The organism is Haliscomenobacter sp. (assembly GCF_041740695.1).
GTDB lineage: Bacteria > Bacteroidota > Bacteroidia > Chitinophagales > Saprospiraceae > Haliscomenobacter.
Map to the genome: position 1 here is coordinate 158,973 of NZ_JBGSLK010000020.1, position 17,269 is coordinate 176,241.

The window sequence follows — 17,269 nt, forward strand, 5'->3', positions numbered from 1 at the left end:
GCGAAAGATAATAAAAGTTGGGGAGTTTGGGGGTGGTACTTAAATCAAGTAAAAATTAAACATATCCGTAGACTCCAGATCTGTAACGCCAAGCTGCCGCAAATAATTCACGACTTGCCCTCGATGATACGTGCTATGATTGACCACATGCGTGTTGCTTTATGACGCTATCACAACCGTCAAATGGTAATTGACAGCATGAATAGTAGTCAGTAAAAACAGCTCTGGATGATAAAAATTGTCAAATTCATCCACAGTTAAAATATGGTAGTCAAAATGAGATTGATTCCATTTAAGCTCTAATTCAATCCCAAATAGTTCTTTTTCATTTGCATCCATTAAAATATATTTACTGCTTAACAGGCTTTTCAACGTCAGCAAATATTCTTCCCTGTTTCCGTCCGTAAAGTTGCTCAATATAATTCCCTTCCAACCCAATTTAAAGTCCATCAGCGTCTTATGGTCTTGTTTCAATTGAATGGTTGCATCCCAACGACCCTCCGGTACGAGTTGATACCGGGAAAGATCGGCTAAAATTATTTCCGCATTGAATGTATACCATTTGGGATAGGATAATTCACCCAAATGAATATTATCTTTGGTAAGATCGAAATTTCTTGAATTGCTAGAGTTTACTTGGTATTGTCCCATTTTTAAGTCAAGCGCTGGTGAACTGATTTGCGCTACAAGGTATGGACATATCTGCGATTTTTCAAGTGAGGATAAATGCAAAATAGAGTCAACGCCGGTGCTCCACAGATAGGTGCCGCCGCGAGATTAGCTCGCCAACACCAGGGTTTATTTGCAGTTTTTGGGAAATGCCTGTAACAAGTTATTCAGGCGTGCAAATCCAAAGGTAAGCTGCTTGCGGATGGAACAACCACAGCAATGTATAAACGTAAACTTGGCTTTAGTTTACGTAGTATTTTGTTGAGGCAACGTAGATCAGCCCCGAAGGGGCGATATCGCTTAAGAGAGGGTGTAGCCCTTTCGATTTCAGGGTGCACGGCCACGACTTAGACTAGATCACAGCTCCGCCATCCTCCCGCCCCAAGGCATCGCCCCTTCCAACTGCGTCGCCAAACGCAACAACAAATCCTCCCGCCCCTGCATGGCAGTAAACATGGTGCCAACGGGCAGGTTCTCCTCCGTCCACAAGGTGGGGATCGTCATGGAAGGTTGCCCGGTCATGTTGGCAAAGGGTGTCCAGGGAATGTAACCAAAAGCTTTGTCCGCCAATTGGCCAATGCTCGCTTTGACCATAAAACCCAAATTGAAAGCGTTGACAAATTTGAGCAAAGTTTGTTCGGCGGGGCTGTTTTGCAGCGCCCCAATTTTGATCGGACGGCTGGCAAGAGTGGGCGTGAGTAACAAATCGTACTGCTGATGAAAACGGGCCACCCGTTGGGCAATCTCGTTCCATTCTTTTTTGGCCTGGGCAAAATCTCCAGCTTTGAAGGTACGGCCCAACAAGGCCAGGGCGTAGGTATTCGTTTCAACATCCGTGGTGGTCGGACGGCGTTTTAGGAATTTACCCAATTGTTGTAGTTCGCCTTCAGCTTCGCCAGATACGACCACTAAAAAGCGTTCCAGCAAATCTTCTTTGAAATACGGTAAAGGAGTGGCTTCGCTGACCTCATGCCCCAAATCGCTCAGTTGTTTCGCCATTTTGGCCACGGCATCTTTGCAGGCTTGATCCACTGCAAGCCCAAGCGGGTGGACGGTACTAAAAGCAATGCGCAATTTCCCTGGGTTTTGCCCCAATTGTGAAACATAAGTGCCTTCCAATGGAGTAGTTAGGTAAGGATCTCCTGGTTGAGTACCACCTATCGCATCGAGGTACGCCGCAGAATCCCGCACCGAACGGCTGACACAACCTTCTACCACTGCCCCACTCCACATTTCCCCGCACGTAGGGCCCAGTGAGATGCGGCCACGGGTAGGTTTTAGCCCAAACAAACCACAACAAGAAGCCGGAATCCGAATAGAACCACCACCATCACTTGCCGTAGCCATCGGTACAATCCCCGCTGCGACTGCTGCTCCGGAACCACCACTACTGCCTCCGGGCGAATGCTCCAAATTCCAGGGGTTGCGGCTGGGGCCAAACAATTCCGGTTCGGTGTAAGGAGTCAGGCCAAATTCGGGGGTATTGGTTTTGCCCATGATCACCAATCCAGCTTCGCGGATCTTTTGAATCGCATAACTATCTTGTTTGGAAATGTACCCTTCGTACCCTCGACAGCCGGTGCGAATTGGGGTGTTTTTTATTTCCAGGCCCAGGTCTTTGACCAAAAAGGGAACGCCTGCAAATGGTCCGGCTCCTTCTAAGGCAGCAGTAGTCCTCGCTGAATCGAATAATGGATAGATGATGGCATTGACTTTGGGATTGACCGCTTCAGCCCTTTGGATGGCTGTTTCCAGCAATTCGCTCGCAGTTACTTCTTTTTTTTGAACCAGTTCGGCCAGTCCAGTGGCGTCGTATTGACGGTATTCGGTATAGTTCAACATGGGAGACAATTGTATTTTTCTGTGAATAAAACTAAGCAATCCAATGTATATTCCAGTTTTTATTTTACCATATATTTTATTTTCCTAAAAAAAAACCTGCAATCGCGTCATTTTCCTTTTTTTATTCTTCAAGATTTAGCTAGGTGTAAGAAATACACTATCTTTCAGACCGTTTTTTAATCAAACAAATCACGTTCAATTTTCAGAACTATGGATAGACGTACATTCAACCAATTGGCAATCAGTGGCAGTATGGCTGCATTTTTGCCTGAGTTTGTACTTGGTGACAAACGCATCATCAGTGTACAATTGTACAGCGTTAGAGATGACATGCAAAAAGACTTGGTTGGCACCCTCAAAGCCGTACGCAAAATGGGTTATCGCCTGGTAGAGGGCGCAGGATACAGCGATGGTAAATTTTATGGCAAAACCCCACAAGAGTTCAAAATGCTTCTGGCTGATCTGGGCTTAAAAATGCCAAGTGGCTACTTCGGCTTCGGTAGTGCCAACTACGATCCTCAAAAGAAGGCAATCAACGATGCCTACAAAAGAGCGATTGACGATGCCGCGTCTATTGGACATGAATACGTGATTGCGCCGTACATGATTGACCCCGACCGGAAAGGGGACAAACTGAAGCAATACATCCTTGGGTTGAACAAAGCCGGGGAATATGCAAAACAAGCTGGGGTGAAATTTGCCTACCACAACCACGCATTTGAATTTGAAATGGAGGATGGCCGCCTCATTTACGACGCCATCCTCCAAGACACCGACCCCAATCTTGTACTATTACAAATGGACTTGTACTGGACAGAAAAGGGCAAAGCCAATACCATCGAGTTGTTGAAGAAAAATGCGGGCCGGGTGCCCCTTGTTCACGTCAAAGACATGGCCAAAACCGAAAAACAAGAAACCGTTGAGGTAGGGCAAGGCAGCATCAACTTCCAGGAAATATTCAAATACACTCCAGCAGCCGGAGTCAAATATTATGTGGTAGAATTGGAACACTACAAGACTAGCCCGATGCAAGGCATTGGCGAAGCTTATAAAGGTTTGAAAAAGTTGAAATTCTAATTTCGTAAATTTCAGTGTTTTCAATGTGCGGAGAAGGGCTCTAATGGCTTTTTTCCGCATTTTTTTGTCAAGGCGTTAAAACGACTTTAACAAAATTTTAAGAGTTAATAGCTAACAAACACAAAAGTAAACTATCAGATTTTTTATAAAAATGATATTTTTTTTTGTTAACGTCGATCTTTTTCTCTCAAATCTACGTTTAAGTAATAACTTTACCCCGCTTGAATTGCACTAACCTTAACCGAATACTGTACCGTATCAATTATGGTCACATACAAACTCAAACGGCGATTGCTCCGTGCGAGAGTGGTTCTGAATCAGGCCATTCGTCAAATTCTGGAGATCAATCGGACCCGCAAGCAGCTTCCATTTTTCCAAAATCGTGAAGCCAAAGAAAAAGAGATTGAGCAGGATTTAAAACTGCTCAATAAAATTGCGCAGCAACAGGCTGTGCTGATTAAAAAATACGAAGATGAGCTGGAGACAGCGAGTTGATGCCTTAACGTAGAGACGCACGGCCGTGCGTCTCTACAGCACCAAATTTCAGCCGAGGCATGGTCACTGAGCGTAGCCGAAGTGTCAACCTCTTAAAGCTTCTATTTCCCCAATTTCCTTGGGGATAGCCGGTCCCAAAACCCTTGGCTCATCGTAGGTAACCAACACATCGTCTTCGATGCGCACACCTGAAAAATCCCGGTAAGCTTGTAAAGCTGGATAATTAATGAATTGGCTAAAGCGGCCTTCTGCCTGCCACATGTCGATCAATTGTGGAATAAAGTAGATACCAGGCTCAATGGTCATCACAAAACCGGCCTGTAATTCACGAGCCATCCGCAGGGATTTTAACCCAAACTGGGTACTGCGTTCCAATCCCTCTGTATATCCTACATAGCTTTCACCCAAATCTTCCATATCGTGTACGTCCAAACCAATCATGTGTCCCAAGCCATGTGGGAAAAAGAGCGCATGCGCACCAGCCTGGACAATTTCGTCGGTATCACCTAACAACAAACCCAGCGATTTGAGACCATTGGTAATTACTTTGGCTGCGGCAAAATGTACATCCAGATTGCGCACCCCCGGACGGCTGGCAGCAATACCCGCAAGTTGGGCATCCAGCACAATTTGATAAATTTCTTTTTGTTGTTGGGTGAAAGTTACATCCACCGGCCAGGTACGGGTAATATCAGCGGCGTAGTGCATGCTGGATTCAGCACCCATGTCGGCTAGTAGCAATTGGCCTGGTTTCAGGATATTGTGGTGATCATGGTTGTGTAGGACTTGACCATTGATGGTCAAAATGATGGGATAAGCCAAGTCACCACCGCCAGCCACCGCAATACCTTGGGCAATCCCGGCCAATTGGGCCTCTTTGACGCCGGGTTTGGTTTGTTTCATGGCAGCCAGATACATGGCTTTGGTGGTCACCAGGGCTTTTTCCATTTCGGCTATTTCTTCCCCTGTTTTGACGGATCGTTGCGCGACAATGGCTTTGATCAAGGTAGCCGAGGCTTCCTTTTGTAAGTCCAACAAGGGCAAATGCAGCCAAAAGGCCAGATTGATTTTGTTTTCTGCCCGATAGGGTGGTAAAAAATGAATGGCTCGGTTTTGTTTATTTGCGGCCTGTAGTCCTTCAACCAAAAGATCATAATTCTGGACTTTCTGGATACCTACTTGTTGCGCCTGGTCTTTTAAGGAAGGCTGGGCACCCATCCATACGATGTCCTCGATGCTCAATTCATTGCCAAACAGGATGGTTTCGCCAGTTTCAGTATCCAAAATTGCGGCCAAATGGGCATGGTCCAAACCAATGTAGTAAAGGAAATTACTGTCTTGCCGAAAAGGAAAAGTATTGTCCAGATAATTCTTTGGGCTGTATTCATTACCCATCAGCAGAATGATGCCTCTTCCCACCTGGTGCATCAATTGCTCCCTACGGCGGGCGAAAGTATTGGCAGAAAACATAAGTTAGGTTTACGATATTTGGCAATTTTGCCTAGTCTCGTAAAACTAAAAAAGGATTCGACAAAAAAAAATAAAATTAACATGAATTATCATACGTCCCACAGTCCTATTAAATGAGCATGGGTTCGGCGGGTTTCCATAACCTGGCCATTGTTGGGGTTAAGTCTAAAAACCCGGTTGCCCCAGATGGCATACAAATATCCAGATTGAATAGTCATGTCTACCTGGTGTGATTTGGCATCACCAAGTCCAAAGCAGCGCAAGGTCCGCGACCATCTGCGGCTGCCATCTTCGGCATCCAGGGCAAAAACTTTGCCATCCCATCCCACATAGACTACACCTCCATTTTCGAGGGCGGAAATTTCGGATTCTCGGTCTTTGGGTAAGCCGAAACGTTTAATCGATTTGAGCCACACTGGAGCTCGGGAATAATCTTTGAATACCATAATGATTCCTTTTGGTGAATGAAATCTCAGGAATTCCATTTAGGGTTTAGTTAAAAAACCATCCTCTATTTGCCGAGGACAGCAAGGCATAGGGATTAGTTCGTTTTACAATTTTGTGACAATTTAAAACCGTTTCCTCATAAAAGCAACCGATTCCTAAATTAAAATGAACAAAACGCCCAATTAAGTTCCCGATTTGTCATATTTTCTTTACAATCAAGTGTAAAAAAGAAGAGTAGATCATTTGTAGCTGAATAGTCTTATTTTTGCCGCAGCGCTATACTTGCACGGTATAGTTTACGAGCTTGTATAAACCCAAACAACATCCATGAGACACATCCATGAATTGCTTTCTTTGTTGGAATTGGAACAATTGGAAGAAGATCTTTTCCGAGGTACCAGTAAAAGCGTGGGGAGCAGTACCGTTTTTGGAGGCCAGGTATTGGCTCAGTCCCTCTACGCCGCGATGAAAACTGTACCCGCCGATCGTCAAGTTCATTCCCTACATTCTTATTTTATTCTGCCAGGTGATCTGGAAATTCCCATCGTTTTTCAGGTTGAACGCATCCGCGATGGAGGCAGTTTTACCACCCGCCGGGTAAAAGCCATTCAAAGAGGTGAGCCGATTTTTTTTATGTCGGCTTCCTTTCAGTTGGTACAGGAAGGTTTTGATCATCAAATTGCAATGCCCAATGTCTCTCCGCCGGATTGGCTAGTGAGTTGGGAGGATTTGGTTCAAAAATTTGGAGAAATGCTGCCTGAAAACATCCGCAATTTTTTGAATTTGGAGCGCCCGATTGAGTTTCGTCCGGTTGAGCTGGTTAATCCAGCCTTACCTACCAAAAGTCAACCCTTTCGGCACATCTGGATGAAAGCCAAAGGGGAAATGCCTGTAGATGCCCAAACCCATCAGTGTGTTTTGGCCTATACTTCCGACTACAACTTGCTCACCACTGCACTGCTGCCCCACGGCAGCGAGGCTTCTTTTGGCAATGTAAAAATTGCCAGTTTGGACCATGCCATGTGGTTTCATCGCCCCTTCCGCATGGATGAGTGGCTGCTGTACGCTATTGATAGTCCAAGTGCATCCAATGCGCGTGGATTTACCCGAGGGAATATCTTCACCCAGGATGGCATGCTGGTCGCTTCGGTCGTACAAGAAGGTTTGATTCGACCTAAAAAATAATAATTTTGCGCCTAAGTATGACGCAAAAAATTACTTCCCGATTTTTTGAGAGGCTTTTGAATAGGAAGCTCACTTGAAATGAAGCGTTCGACTTCCTATTCAAAACCCAAAATCGGGAGGTTAATTTTTCTGCGTTACTAAACACTTTTGTCCGAGCAAGGTTTTGCTTTTAAAGTCCAATAAATTCTGCCTTATTCATGCAAACGATCTACGAAACCAGACTTTTCCAACTCGCTTCCGAATACGAGCACATGATGCGTCGCTCCAATGACTACAAAGGGCTGAGTAATGGCATTTTAGATCGTTATGCGCATCCTGTACTCACTACCGGGCATTTGCCCCTCACCTGGCAATACGACCTTGATCCGGAGCGCAACCCGAATTTGATGTTGCGCCAAGGCGTGCTCTCCATCGCCAATGCAGGTGCAGTGACCGTGGGCGATAAAATTGTGCTGATGACCCGCTTGCAAAGTTTTGATGGGCAATTCTTTTTCGCTTTGGCGGAAAGCAGTACGGGTGTGGAACGTTTTCGTTTTCGTACCTATCCTACCATAATCCCGATCATGACCACGGTGCGCACCAACATTTTCAATTTGCGGCTAACTCCGCATGAAGATGGTTGGATTTACGCCTTGTACAACCTCCGACAAAAAGATCAAAACAGTGCTGCAGCTACTTACCACCACGCGGTGGCTCGGACCAAAGACTTACAAAACTGGGAAAGTTTACCCGATTTGGTTTTTAGCGCCCCAGCACAACGGCTGTGTTTATTGCACCCTGCCCTGGTCGATGGCAAATACATGGTGTACAGCCAACAAATCGACCAATTGCAAAGTGGAATCGGAAGGCACCCCATAACGCTCAATAGTTTTGAAGATTGGGCGCATGCCTCCTGTACAGAGGAAAGTACGCTCAAAGGCATCGCTTTTCCTGAAATCGAAACGCCAGCCTATGTCCTAGGGCCTTGCCCGATTAAAACCGAGTTGGGTTGGATTCATTTGTGCTCGGGTTTGCGGCGGAGTTCCTATGGTTGGCGGCACATCTTGCATGTTTTTTTGACCGATTTACATGAACCTTCTAAAATTCTTGCCCAACCCGGTGGCCATTTTTTGGAATTAAATGAAAAAGACAAGTCGAGTCCCGCCTTGCGAATGTTGCACTCCAATGGTTGGGCCATGTTCAAAAACAAGGTTTATTTGTACTACACCAATTTAGACAATCGGGTCAAGGTGGTCAGCATCCCACTGGATCGCCTGCTGGATTATGTGGTCAATACGCCTCAAAATCAAATAGATGCCTCAACGGGCTTAAAGATGCGCCTCGAAATGATTGACCAGAATCAAACCTTTATGAACAAATTCCATTTATAGCTCAAAACAATCATCTCTTTTTGTGCTATCAATTCCTTTTTTGCGCTTAGTACTCTTTTGCCAGTACTTGCTATTTTGCGAAATACTAATTTTTTGCTGAAATACATGGTGGTTTCAAACTTCTATGTTATTTTAGCCCGTACAAACTATAAGTAACAAAACGCATTTCAGAGTCAGATTCACGTTATTAAGCGACTTTTGAACACCATTGGTCTTCCTTTCCATCTCTGCATCGGTTCCATGATCGACACTGGCAACTATGGGCAAACCTCCAATGTGGTAACTGTTTTTTTCTAAATAAATGTCCAAATTATGCAAAAACGAGTACGTTTTTTTTCAGCAGTGTTCGTACTGCTGCTCACTAGTAGTGCCATGCTGGCACAGGCTACTTTGAAGGGTTCGGTAAAAGACCAAAGCGGCGAAGCCTTAATTGCTGCATCAGTTGGAGTAGTTGGTTCTACAATAGGAACCATTACCAAAATTGATGGCACTTATGAATTGCCACTTCCTGCGGGAACCCACATCATCAATGTATCGTATACTGGTTACGAATCCACTTCCCAATCGGTAACCATTGGCACCCAAGACGTAGTACTGGATTTTATCGTCAAATCCGCCATTACCAACTTAAATGAAGTGGTCATCAGTGTAGGTAGCCGCAATACCTTGCGTACCTCTACCGACACGCCATTGCCCATCGACATTCTGGGGGCAAAAGATTTGGTTGCGAGCGGCCAGACTACTTTTGACAAAGCATTGACTTATCGGGTTCCATCTTTTAATAGTGTACAAACGCCGGTCAACGATGCAACCTCTCTGCTCGACCCCTATGAAATCCGCAACATGGGCCCAAGCCGTACCCTGATTTTGATCAACGGGAAACGGAAAAACATGAGTTCCTTGTTGTATACCCAGACCTCGCCAGGCCGGGGGGAAACGGGTGCGGATATCTCGTCCATTCCCCAGGATGCGATCGAAAGGGTTGAAATCTTGCGCGATGGGGCTTCTGCGCAGTATGGTTCGGATGCCATCGCCGGGGTAATGAACATCATCCTGAAAAAGGATGTAGACAAAGGTGGTGTAACCCTCCGTACCGGCATGACCAGTGAAGGCGATGGTGAAATGTTTGGCGTCTCCGTCAACAATGGGGCTCGATTGGGCGCCAGAGGCTTCCTCAATTACACCCTAGATCTTTCCAAAATTGGTTTGGCCAATCGGCCGGGTACGGTGGATGCAGAGGGAGAATCTGCCGACTTTGGGGCTAGCCTCGCTGATGTCAACAACTTTTTGAGGGATTTTCCCGATGCAGGCAACATCAATGGTTCGCCAGCTACTACCGCCATGAAATTTGCGATCAACACCGGTGGTAAGGTGAGCGAAAACAGCGAAGTGTACGGCAATGCGGCGTACATTTTCAAAAAAGTCAACAGCTACGCCAACTACCGTACTCCTTACTGGCGTACGTTGGATGATTTTCCGTATCTCACTGATTTCTTTGGCGTCAATGGGAAGTATGTAGGTTATGTCCCCACTTTTGACGGCGACCTGGTTGATTACCACGCCACTGCTGGTTTTAAATCGAGCAGAAATGGTTGGAACACCGATGTAAGCTTTACCGTTGGCGGCAACCAGCAGACCTACACCGTCCGCAATTCGCACAACCGCAATGGTACCCTCAACCCAGATGGTACCTTCAAGTACCGGGAGAACAGCCCAATCAATTTCCGACCAGGGGGTACCCGCTTTACCCATGCAGTGGGGAACATTGACGTGAATAAGCGCGTTTCCAATGTGTTTAGCTTTGCGTTTGGCTCGGAATTCCGTACCGAAGACTTCACCATTATTGTAGGCGATGAAGCCTCATATGAAGACGGTGGCGCCGACTCCTTTGCGGGCAACGACCCTCGCAACTCTGGCCATTTCAATCGCTACAACGTGGGGGCCTATGCCGACCTAGCCTTTGATTTGACGGACAATTTCCTGATCAATGCCACTGCACGTTTGGAGAATTACAGCGACTTTGGGGATGCTTTTGTCTGGAAAATCAGTTCTCGCTACAAATTGGCGGATGACAATGTTGTACTCCGTGGATCTATTTCTACGGGTTTTAAAGCACCAACGCTGCACCAGATTTATACTCAAAAGGCGCAGTACAGCTTTGTACCCGGCCAGGGCATTCAGGTAGGTGGTTTGGTGAGCAACGTTTCGCGCGAAGCTCGTTTGTTGGGTATTCCGAACCTTGATCCAGAAAAATCAACCAACTTCACCTTGGGTGTTGGCATCAAGCCTGCGCCTAACTTCAACATTACCCTCGACTATTTCAGCATCAATTTGACCGATCGGATCATCTTGAGCACCGAAATCAAATCTACGGGTGGCAATACCGCCTTGGATCAAATTTTGTCCTCCAACAACCTGTCCGACCTCAGCTTCTTCGTCAATGCGTTGGACACCAGAACTTCCGGTCTTGACTTTGTAGCCAACTACCGTGCCATTAAATTTGGGGCAGGAAAATTGGGCGTGAGCCTTGCCGGAAACGTCATGCTGCAAAACGAGCGGGACGGTGCAGTCAAAAACCCAAAATTGATCTCTGATGCTGGTCAATCCGTGGCTAACGCTACTCAAGAAGCCTTGTTTTTCACTTCTCGTCCCAAGTTCAAAACCATTTTAGGTTTGGATTACGAAGTTGGTCGCTTCATCTTCACGCTTGGCAATACGCTGTTTGGGCCAACCAAATTCAAACAACAGGGTTTGGATGCTAACCTGTACACCGAGTTTAAAACCAAATTGGTTACTGACTTAGGCATTACTTTCCAAACGAGCAAAAAATCAACGATTGCGTTGAACATCAACAACTTGTTCAATGTATTGCCAGAATGGGAATTTAAAGCCGAAAACCCAGCGGGTGAAACCTTGCTGAAAGATGCTGCTGCGCTGAAGGTGAATTCCAACTTGATTACCTTCAACCAACGGTATTCGATTACCACTTACGATGGTTCTCACTTTAGCCAGTTGGGAACGATCTTTAATTTGTCTTATAACTTCCGGTTCTAAGGGAGAAACGGTTTGTAAAATAGAGCCGCCACTTTTCCGTTTGGAGAAGTGGCGGTTTTTTTTGTTGTTATAAATTAGCTTACGCACGAAATGCCATTATTGCGCCTATTTTTCACTACATTTGAGTATCAGCTATCCTAAATCGCGGATCTAACGCTTCTCTCAACATGGGACAATCTCCGAAAGGCCAGATGAATAGAACAAAAACAAAAAAACAAAATGATCAACTTCACAACAGCTTGTCAAATCATTGTAGCATTCTCAGTGGCCTATGTTTGGATCTTTAGATTTCACAACATCATCCTAGAATTCAAACAATTCGGACTAAGTGATTTAACCCGCAGCGCAGTTGGTGCCACCAAAATAGCTTTGGCGACCTTACTTGTTGCAGGCATCTGGTATCCCTCTTTGGTTCTTGTCCCGTCGCTGCTGATGGGTTTACTGATGGTAGCTGCACAATTTTTTCACTTCAAAATAAGTAACCCTTTGGTGAAACATTTGCCTTCTTTATTCCTTTTACTGCTGTGCATTTTCATTGCTTTGGTTTCATCAAACATCCTCAAATTGTGAGTCTACTCAATTTTTGTGTTTTCATTTCAAGTCTCTCTTTTTTTGCTTACGGCATATCGTATTTTTTTTCCCCTCACATGCAAAGCGAATTCAAACGCTTTGGTCTGGAGCGAATAGGAATACTCACGATAGTTTTGGAATTACTGGGGGCTGCTGGCCTGCTTTTCGGTTTAGTCTACAACCCTATATTGGTGCTTTCTTCCGGAGGACTAGCGTTATTGATGTTTTTTGGCGTGCTGGTGCGGATAAAATCAAAAGACAGCCTGTTCGTTTCATTGCCGGCTTTGTTTTTAATGGGATTGAATTTGTACATCTTCATTGTGTCAATAAAGTAATGTACGAATCGAAATGGCGAGTACTTCATCTAAACTCCAAATACCCTAAACACAACAGCCACTTTTCCCTCCGGAAAAGTGGCTGCCTAATATATTTCGATGTAACTTGGTCAAAAAAAGAAAGGCTGCTCTTGGCAGCCTTCTGAACTACTAATCTAGCCCGGTAATCAGTCTTTGCACTACAAAGATAGGGGCGTTTAAAGCTGGTGTCTTGTACTCGTTCTGGTGTTTTTTGGAAAAAACGCGTCAAAAAAAACCAATAAAAACTTATAAGCCAAGATATTAAGTCAAATATTTTTTGGGGTTTTCATTTTCGATGCTAAAAAAAATGAAAAATTATTTTTCCCGGAATTCGCTGAGCTGATTTTCTTTTTCCACATAAATCACGGGCACATTCCCCAGGTTGTTCACCTTTCCCCTTACCACGATGTATTTGTCCTTCCAATTGGTCAGAGGGTCATAAGAAAAATTGACTAGTTGCTCTTTGTTGATAAAAATGGTGAACAGCTCATTGGGGTATTGTTGATCCAGGTTGAGCAGGATGTTGCCTTTGCGGCTCGCGCGGGCACCGACCACTTTTCCACACACTTTAATTTCTTCATTCCGCCCCATGTACAAGCGGGCCTGTACGGAGTTGAAATGTGCTGGAGGTAATGTTACCGCACTGAGCGGTTCTACATCACCGGAAGCAATGGTTGTCAAAAATGAACTTTTATCGATTTGTTTTTCCAGAGTTTCCTCCAAAGTATTATCCAGGCCAGCAAAAAAATCAATTCCGGTGATTTTTTCAATCTCATCAATGGAGGTGGCAAAACTGGTCAGCGGATAACCTTTGGTGTTTTGGGGTACCAAAAAGGCAATTGCCTTGCGGTTTTTGAAGTCCAGGGCGATTTTCCAATACTGCTCAGGGATGGCCACTTTGTTTTTGGCGCGAGGGATAGTGGGCAAGCCCGGTTTCAACACTGGCCCGGTGAACACAAACAACTGCGTGGTGGTATTGCGAAACAGATAGGCGCGCAGCAAACTTTCCAAATCCGCCCAAATGCCCCGGTTGAACTCGGCCAGTTGGGGCGACATGTTGGAGTAGTAATAAGACTCGGAGAGCGCTTTTTCCGACCAACGAAAATCGGCAGAGGGTGCCAGGTGCCCACGGTCGTAGCCAAAACCATCGTATACATAAGCACTGTCGGGCTGCAAAACTTTGATGAAATAATCCTGTTCTACCGCTGAGCCCGTTTTGATTTTGGGGTCGGGTCGAAAATCGTTGGTGCGGCCCACTACCCCATTCACCACATCCGGGGTGATGATGTGCCCTACCCAGCGGGCTTGCTCGTAGGCTTCAGCATAAACCAAAGCCATCAGCGAATGGCTCACTACCTCCTCTCCCACCCCCAAAGCGGGCAACATGGGCTGCAAATCGACCATCACCTTTTGCATTTTTAGGTCTTCGATGGCCAGTTCCACCTCTTTTTGCTGCTGGCGCAGATTTTCCAGCTTGGCTTCCAGGTTTTTAAGTTGTATTTCTACATTTTGACCTGAGAGAAAATTATAACTGAGTAAAAAAAATAACAGGATGATTCTCATGTTGCTTATTTTTGCCATGAATTTCAGAATTCTCCGAAAACTTTTTGCATAATTCGGCGGTTCTTTGTGCACAACAGATGCCATTAAACCATTAAAGCAAGCATGAGCTACTTAGAAAACTTAAAGCTGGCACAACAAGGCCTGAATTTTGACGCCTGGAAAGTGTTGGAAGACGAAGCACAGCTGGATGAAATTATCGCCACCTCCAAAGAAAAACCCGTGGTGATTTTTAAACACAGTACCAGCTGTGGGGTCAGTGAAGGGGCCAAATACACCTTGATGGAAAATTGGGATTTCGAGGGACACGAGCTGGATTTTTATTACCTGGATTTGCTCAAATACCGCCCGATCTCCAATCGCATTGCGCAAGATTTTCAGGTTACCCACCAGTCTCCACAAGTATTGTTGGTCAAAGATGGAAAAGTTGCTTTTCATACTTCGCACCATCGGATCAGTGTAGATGGCTTGCGGAAAAATCTATAAACTAAAAAACATAGCGCATTCTTTTGAATAGTTGAAGAATTTCACTAAATTGAACTGACACAAAGCAGAGCAAAACAAGTTCGAAGGGGGTTTGTCAAACAACGATGAACTCAATGACTAGCAATTCTGGGTTCACCACAAAGCGTGTAACCCATGTTTAGACCCCTACTTTTATCAACAATCATCCTGTTGATTGGCCAGGTGGCACAAGCCACTGATTATTACTGCGTAGAAGGTGACCATATCGACAGCCTCACCAATAAACAGGGTGGACGTGATCTCTATTGGGTGGGAAAAGGAGGTATGGGCAGTTGGTACGACCCAGCCAATTGGGCTGCAACCAGTGGTGGAGCGGGCGGAGAATTTATTCCCACCGCCATGGACAATGTTTTTTTTGATGCCAACTCCTTTGATGGCCCTAATCAAAGCGTAATCAGCAGAGACCAATATGCGTATTGTAAAAACATGAGTTGGACTGGAGTTACCAACAATCCCATCAATTTTGGTATGTGGGTTTTGAATGCCTATGGGTCGGTTGAGCTACCTGAAAATAAAGTTGGAGGAATCTCCGAATTGAGGTTGCTCTCGCCCGATCAAAACCAAACCTTACTCACCCGTGGATTCCACATTTACAATCTCCTCTTGAATGGTACTGGGTACTGGATTTTGCTGGACACCTTAAGCGCTACGAATGTGTACCAACGTGCTGGTGAATTCAATTCCAATGGCAAACCGGTTACAACGGAAACATTTTTTATGTTAAACGATGATTCTCCAAGGCTTAAAATGGGCAATAGCCATTGGCGCATCACCAGGAATGGCTCTTTGTCTTCCTCGCTTTATTCTTTTTCTATTGGTCCAACAGCAACCGTTGATGCGGGTACTTCACTTTTGGAATTTACCAATACGCTACCCACTTATATCACGTATACTGATGTCAAATTTCACAATGTTTTGTTCTCTAATCCAGAAGGCACTGCTTCCCTCCTTAGCGATTACGAAACAGCGGTCGACAAGATTCCCAAAGTGAGTACTTTCAATCGAATTGAAATGCGCAACAATGGGGTTATTCTGGGTGAAAATGTGATCGATTCCCTCATCTTCACCACTGGTAAAAGTTATGATTTAGACGCTGCTCATGCTCAAACCATCAATGAGTACTTCCAGTTGGTGGGCAACCCCTGTGATTCCATTAAACTGCGCTCCACGCTCTTGGGGCGTAAGGCCGTTGTGCAGATGAATGGTGGCGTAATACGGGCTGATTTTGTTCAAATGCGCGATCAAAGCGGAGTAGGGTCAACCCAGTTTTTGGCTGGTGGCAACAGTGCCAACCTCAACAACAGCAATGAAAATTGGGTATTTGCCTCCTCGCCAGAGTACATCGATGTTGGTGTTTTAGGTAAAGACGCGGTCTTGTGCAACCAGAATTCCATCACCCTTGATGCCAACACATTCAATTTCAACGAAAAATACCTCTGGAGCAATGGCAGTACCCAAGCCACCCTGCAGGTCGGCCAGGCGGGCACTTACCATGTGGCCATAACGTATCGGGCTGGCTGCGTGCTGTACGATACCGTTAAAATTATATCCCCAGACGAATTTAAACTCAGTCTGATCAATGATACTACACTTTGCAGCAAGCAAGATTTGGTGCTTGACGCCGACCTCAAGCTGAGCGGCGCAAGCTACCGCTGGCAAGATGGCTCCAGCAATGCACAAATCGTGGTTAATCAAGCGGGGAAATACAAAGTTATTGTAGAACTTTTAGGCTGCACTATAACCGATTCCACTACCGTACGCCTAATCAATTTAGGCGCCCTTAATTTGGGGCGAGACACCTCCATAAATGAGACAAAGCCTTTGCTATTGGATGCCTCCAAAACGGGTAGCCGAAATTATTTATGGAGTGACAATAGTTCAGCCCCAACCCTGCTCGTGCACACCTCCGGTACCTATTGGGTGGAGGTCAATGATGGCGGGTGTAGTGCCCGGGATACCATTGTGGTCCAAGGATGTCCCGCTTTGCGGTTGGTTTCACTGGGCCAGGATACAACGGTCTGTGATAATAAACCCTTCCTGCTGCGCGCAATGGCCAGTAAGGAGGCACAATTGCTTTGGCAGGACGGAAGCACCAAAACTGCCTTGCTCACCTCTATACCAGGTACTTATTGGGTCAAAGCTTTCAAGGACAACTGTTTCAGCATCGACACCCTAGAATTGACTTTCCAGCAATGTATATTTTTTAAAGCATTCACCCCCAACGCCTTTTCACCCAATGGCAACAATGCCAATGAGGCTTTTCGCCCGTACATCAATGAATTGGTGCAAGTAAAAAGTTATGAATTGCAAGTGTACGACCGCTGGGGCGGACGGGTGTTTCGCTCCGTCGACCTCAATACTGGGTGGGATGGCTCCATTCGTGGACAAATAGCACCCCAAGGAGTGTACCGTTATTGGTTCAGAATTGAATACATCGACGACAGAGGGCCGGGAAATAAATTGGTGCAGGGTGAAGTGAGTTTGATTCGATAGGGGGCGATAAAAAAATAAATGTTCATTTTGCCAAAGGATTAGATAAGTAAACGTTTCACTTTAAGTGGCTTATCTAATCCTTTGGCTCAAAAAAAATGAACATTTATTTTTGCCCCACTACTAGAAAAAAGGTTTGCGAAAAAACCTTTTATATTT

15 protein-coding genes are annotated in these 17,269 nt (G+C 45.4%); 9 read left to right on the forward strand and 6 right to left on the reverse strand.

All coding sequences use genetic code 11. The features are described 5' to 3' along the window. Positions 1-39: 39 nt before the first annotated feature. The 3 genes from ACEW9O_RS04160 to ACEW9O_RS04170 all read right to left on the reverse strand — a co-directional run bounded on the left by ACEW9O_RS04160 (position 40) and on the right by ACEW9O_RS04170 (position 2,511). Positions 40-147, reverse strand: coding sequence for a DinB family protein (locus ACEW9O_RS04160; protein ID WP_373548868.1), 108 nt, complete (start codon positions 145-147; stop codon positions 40-42). Positions 148-159: 12 nt separating this feature from the next. Then, positions 160-651, reverse strand: a complete 492-nt coding sequence (locus ACEW9O_RS04165; protein ID WP_373548869.1) for a hypothetical protein — start codon at positions 649-651, stop codon at positions 160-162. Between the two features lie 375 nt (positions 652-1,026). Next, positions 1,027-2,511 carry an amidase gene (locus ACEW9O_RS04170; RefSeq protein ID WP_373548870.1) on the reverse strand — a complete coding sequence of 495 codons (1,485 nt, stop codon included), beginning with the start codon at positions 2,509-2,511 and terminating at the stop codon, positions 1,027-1,029. A gap of 210 nt (positions 2,512-2,721) precedes the next feature. On the opposite strand from ACEW9O_RS04170, the gene ACEW9O_RS04175 reads away from it, so the two are divergent. Both ACEW9O_RS04175 and ACEW9O_RS04180 read left to right on the forward strand, forming a co-directional pair. Further along, entirely contained in the window at positions 2,722-3,588 is an 867-nt protein-coding gene (locus tag ACEW9O_RS04175; protein WP_373548871.1) for a sugar phosphate isomerase/epimerase family protein, read from the forward strand. Between the two features lie 264 nt (positions 3,589-3,852). After that, a complete protein-coding gene (locus ACEW9O_RS04180) occupies positions 3,853-4,083 on the forward strand; it encodes a hypothetical protein (RefSeq protein ID WP_373548872.1) in 231 nt (76 codons plus the stop codon). 84 nt (positions 4,084-4,167) lie between these two features. Here the strand turns inward: ACEW9O_RS04180 and ACEW9O_RS04185 are convergent, their stop codons facing one another. Next, positions 4,168-5,553, reverse strand: coding sequence for an aminopeptidase P family protein (locus ACEW9O_RS04185; protein ID WP_373548873.1), 1,386 nt, complete (start codon positions 5,551-5,553; stop codon positions 4,168-4,170). Positions 5,554-5,642: 89 nt separating this feature from the next. Further along, complete coding sequence (locus ACEW9O_RS04190; protein ID WP_373548874.1) at positions 5,643-5,999, reverse strand: hypothetical protein; 357 nt, start codon at positions 5,997-5,999, stop codon at positions 5,643-5,645. A gap of 328 nt (positions 6,000-6,327) precedes the next feature. Here ACEW9O_RS04190 and tesB point away from each other — a divergent pair, with 328 nt between their 5' ends. From tesB to ACEW9O_RS04215, 5 genes are all read left to right on the forward strand, one after another. Next, on the forward strand, positions 6,328-7,185 hold the full coding sequence (tesB, locus tag ACEW9O_RS04195; RefSeq protein ID WP_373548875.1) for an acyl-CoA thioesterase II: 858 nt from the start codon (positions 6,328-6,330) through the stop codon (positions 7,183-7,185). Between the two features lie 197 nt (positions 7,186-7,382). Then, positions 7,383-8,555, forward strand: coding sequence for a hypothetical protein (locus tag ACEW9O_RS04200; RefSeq protein ID WP_373548876.1), 1,173 nt, complete (start codon positions 7,383-7,385; stop codon positions 8,553-8,555). A gap of 312 nt (positions 8,556-8,867) precedes the next feature. Beyond that, the gene (locus tag ACEW9O_RS04205; RefSeq protein WP_373548877.1) at positions 8,868-11,609 is read left to right on the forward strand and encodes a TonB-dependent receptor domain-containing protein; all 2,742 of its coding nucleotides are present in this window, start codon (positions 8,868-8,870) and stop codon (positions 11,607-11,609) included. Positions 11,610-11,828: 219 nt separating this feature from the next. Next, positions 11,829-12,179: a DoxX family protein gene (locus tag ACEW9O_RS04210; RefSeq protein WP_373548878.1), complete on the forward strand. Its 351-nt coding sequence runs from the start codon at positions 11,829-11,831 to the stop codon at positions 12,177-12,179. After that, positions 12,176-12,514 (forward strand): DoxX family protein, encoded by a 339-nt coding sequence (locus tag ACEW9O_RS04215; RefSeq protein WP_373548879.1) that lies wholly within the window; start codon positions 12,176-12,178, stop codon positions 12,512-12,514. Before ACEW9O_RS04210 ends, ACEW9O_RS04215 begins: the two co-directional genes overlap by 4 nt. A gap of 336 nt (positions 12,515-12,850) precedes the next feature. On the opposite strand, the gene ACEW9O_RS04220 is transcribed toward ACEW9O_RS04215, so the two are convergent. Beyond that, entirely contained in the window at positions 12,851-14,098 is a 1,248-nt protein-coding gene (locus ACEW9O_RS04220; protein WP_373548880.1) for a DNA/RNA non-specific endonuclease, read from the reverse strand. Between the two features lie 102 nt (positions 14,099-14,200). Here ACEW9O_RS04220 and ytxJ point away from each other — a divergent pair, with 102 nt between their 5' ends. Both ytxJ and ACEW9O_RS04230 read left to right on the forward strand, forming a co-directional pair. Further along, a complete protein-coding gene (ytxJ, locus tag ACEW9O_RS04225; RefSeq protein ID WP_373548881.1) occupies positions 14,201-14,581 on the forward strand; it encodes a bacillithiol system redox-active protein YtxJ in 381 nt (126 codons plus the stop codon). Between the two features lie 153 nt (positions 14,582-14,734). Next, positions 14,735-17,113: a gliding motility-associated C-terminal domain-containing protein gene (locus tag ACEW9O_RS04230; protein WP_373548882.1), complete on the forward strand. Its 2,379-nt coding sequence runs from the start codon at positions 14,735-14,737 to the stop codon at positions 17,111-17,113. Positions 17,114-17,269 lie beyond the last annotated feature (156 nt).

Bases quoted from the DNA above. Each gene is read 5' to 3' on its own strand.
- ACEW9O_RS04165 (WP_373548869.1), bottom strand. From the start codon at position 651: ATGGGACAATACCAAGTAAACTCTAGCAATTCAAGAAATTTCGATCTT.
- ACEW9O_RS04170 (WP_373548870.1), bottom strand. From the start codon at position 2,511: ATGTTGAACTATACCGAATACCGTCAATACGACGCCACTGGACTGGCC.
- ACEW9O_RS04175 (WP_373548871.1), top strand. From the start codon at position 2,722: ATGGATAGACGTACATTCAACCAATTGGCAATCAGTGGCAGTATGGCT.
- ACEW9O_RS04180 (WP_373548872.1), top strand. From the start codon at position 3,853: ATGGTCACATACAAACTCAAACGGCGATTGCTCCGTGCGAGAGTGGTT.
- ACEW9O_RS04185 (WP_373548873.1), bottom strand. From the start codon at position 5,553: ATGTTTTCTGCCAATACTTTCGCCCGCCGTAGGGAGCAATTGATGCAC.
- ACEW9O_RS04190 (WP_373548874.1), bottom strand. From the start codon at position 5,999: ATGGTATTCAAAGATTATTCCCGAGCTCCAGTGTGGCTCAAATCGATT.
- tesB (WP_373548875.1), top strand. From the start codon at position 6,328: ATGAGACACATCCATGAATTGCTTTCTTTGTTGGAATTGGAACAATTG.
- ACEW9O_RS04200 (WP_373548876.1), top strand. From the start codon at position 7,383: ATGCAAACGATCTACGAAACCAGACTTTTCCAACTCGCTTCCGAATAC.
- ACEW9O_RS04205 (WP_373548877.1), top strand. From the start codon at position 8,868: ATGCAAAAACGAGTACGTTTTTTTTCAGCAGTGTTCGTACTGCTGCTC.
- ACEW9O_RS04210 (WP_373548878.1), top strand. From the start codon at position 11,829: ATGATCAACTTCACAACAGCTTGTCAAATCATTGTAGCATTCTCAGTG.
- ACEW9O_RS04220 (WP_373548880.1), bottom strand. From the start codon at position 14,098: ATGAGAATCATCCTGTTATTTTTTTTACTCAGTTATAATTTTCTCTCA.
- ytxJ (WP_373548881.1), top strand. From the start codon at position 14,201: ATGAGCTACTTAGAAAACTTAAAGCTGGCACAACAAGGCCTGAATTTT.
- ACEW9O_RS04230 (WP_373548882.1), top strand. From the start codon at position 14,735: ATGTTTAGACCCCTACTTTTATCAACAATCATCCTGTTGATTGGCCAG.